The organism is Gryllotalpicola sp. CP2-P1, assembly GCF_057512245.1.
This window is the reverse complement of sequence record NZ_JBLRDT010000336.1, coordinates 1-1850: the sequence shown is the minus strand read 5'-3', so window position 1 is coordinate 1850 and position 1850 is coordinate 1. Positions and strand designations below refer to the sequence as shown.

The 1850-nt window shown below is 69.7% G+C and carries 2 protein-coding genes; both read left to right on the top strand.

What is annotated here, in order from left to right:
* The first annotated feature begins 150 nt into the window (after window positions 1-150).
* Window positions 151-1509 carry an FAD-dependent oxidoreductase gene (locus ACM2XV_RS14955; protein WP_487027511.1) on the top strand — a complete coding sequence of 453 codons (1359 nt, stop codon included), beginning with the start codon at window positions 151-153 and terminating at the stop codon, window positions 1507-1509.
* Window positions 1510-1543: 34 nt separating this feature from the next.
* Window positions 1544-1850: TolB-like translocation protein (locus ACM2XV_RS14950; RefSeq protein WP_487027510.1), on the top strand; the 307-nt coding region annotated here is incomplete at its 3' end.

The following is a 1850-nucleotide window of genomic DNA, read 5'->3' as shown; positions in this document are numbered from 1 at the left end:
TGACCCGATTCGCCGACTCGGTCGTCGACCGCACGAGTTGACCCCGCGCGCGCACTTTTGCGTCCAGGGCCGACGTTCGCGCCCGGCATCCGGCACGCAAGCGTCGGCGCGGGGCGCAAACCTGACCATCCAGAACCTAGGAGCATCCGCATGACCAAGCTGAGACTCGCCATCGTCGGTGCCGGCCCCGCCGGCATCTACGCGGCCGACATCCTGCTCAAGGCCGAGCGGAGCTTCGACGTGTCGATCGACCTGTTCGACCACCTGCCGGCGCCGTACGGGCTGGTGCGCTACGGCGTCGCGCCCGACCACCCCCGCATCAAGGGCATCATCACGGCTCTGCGCGACGTGCTCGACCGCGGCGACATCCGCATCTTCGGCAACGTGCGCTTCGGCACCGATCTCACCCTCGACGACCTCAAGCAGCACTACAACGCGGTGATCTTCGCCACGGGCGCCGTGCACGACGCCGAGCTGCGCATTCCGGGCATCGACGCCGAGGGCTCCTACGGCGCGGCCGACTTCGTCAGCTGGTACGACGGTCACCCCGACTACCCGCGCGAGTGGCCGCTCGACGCCCGCGAGGTCGCGGTCATCGGCAACGGCAACGTCGCGCTCGACGTGGCGCGCATTCTCGCCAAGCACGCCGACGACCTGCTGCCGACCGAGATCCCCGCGAACGTCTACGCCGGGCTCAAGGCATCCCCGGTCACCGACGTGCACGTCTTCGGACGCCGCGGCCCGACCTCGGTCAAGTTCACGCCGCTCGAGCTGCGCGAGCTGGGCGAGCTGCGCGACGTCGACATGATCGTCTACGACGAGGACTTCGACTACGACGAGCACGCCCAGGCGTCCGTCGCCGGCAACAAGCAGATCATGGTGATCGACCGCGTGCTGCAGTCGTGGCGGGCGCGCGAGACGGGTCAGGCATCCCGCCGCCTGCACCTGCACTTCTATGCGAAGCCGACTGAAGTGGTGACGGATGCCTCAGGCCGGGTCTCCGCCCTCAGGTACGAGCGCACCCGGCCCGACGGTCAGGGCGGTGTCGTCGGAACGGGCGAGCTCCGTGAGACCCCGGTGCAGGCGCTGTACCGCGCGGTCGGCTACTTCGGGTCGCCGCTGCCGGGCGTGCCGTTCGACGAGAAGCACGGTGTGATCCCGAACCACGAGGGCCAGGTCATCAACCCTGACAACAACGAGCAGGTCTACGGCGTCTACGCCACCGGCTGGATCAAGCGCGGGCCCATCGGCCTCATCGGCCACACCAAGTCGGATGCCATGGAGACCGTCGAGCACCTCATCAACGACGTCGGCAACTGGTGGACCCCGACCGCTCCGGCGGAGGAGGCGATCGTCGAGCTGCTCGAGTCGCGGGGCATCCGCTACACGAACCTCGACGGCTGGCACGCGCTCGACGAGCACGAGATCGCCCTCGGTGCGCCCGAGGGCCGCGCGCGCATCAAGGTCGTCGACCGCGACGAGATGGTGCGGGTCTCGCGCCGCGAGTAACCGCCGCGTCACACACCACCGATAGCGTGGCGGTGTGACCGACAGCGCAGACCGGAACATCTTCGCCGACCTCGACCGCTATGTCGCGCAGCCGCGCGTGAGCGGTCTGGCCCTCAGTCCCGACGGCACGCGGCTGGTCACGGGGGTGCAGACCTTGAACCCCGACCGCACCGGCTATTCGACCGCCCTGTGGCAGGTCGACCCGAGCGGCGAGGCCCCCGCGCGCCGCCTCACGCGCAGCGCGAAGGGTGAGGCATCCGCGGTCTTCACGCCCGGCGGCGACCTGCTCTTCACGTCCGCGCGCCCCGACCCCGACACGAAGGGCGACGACGACCCGAAGC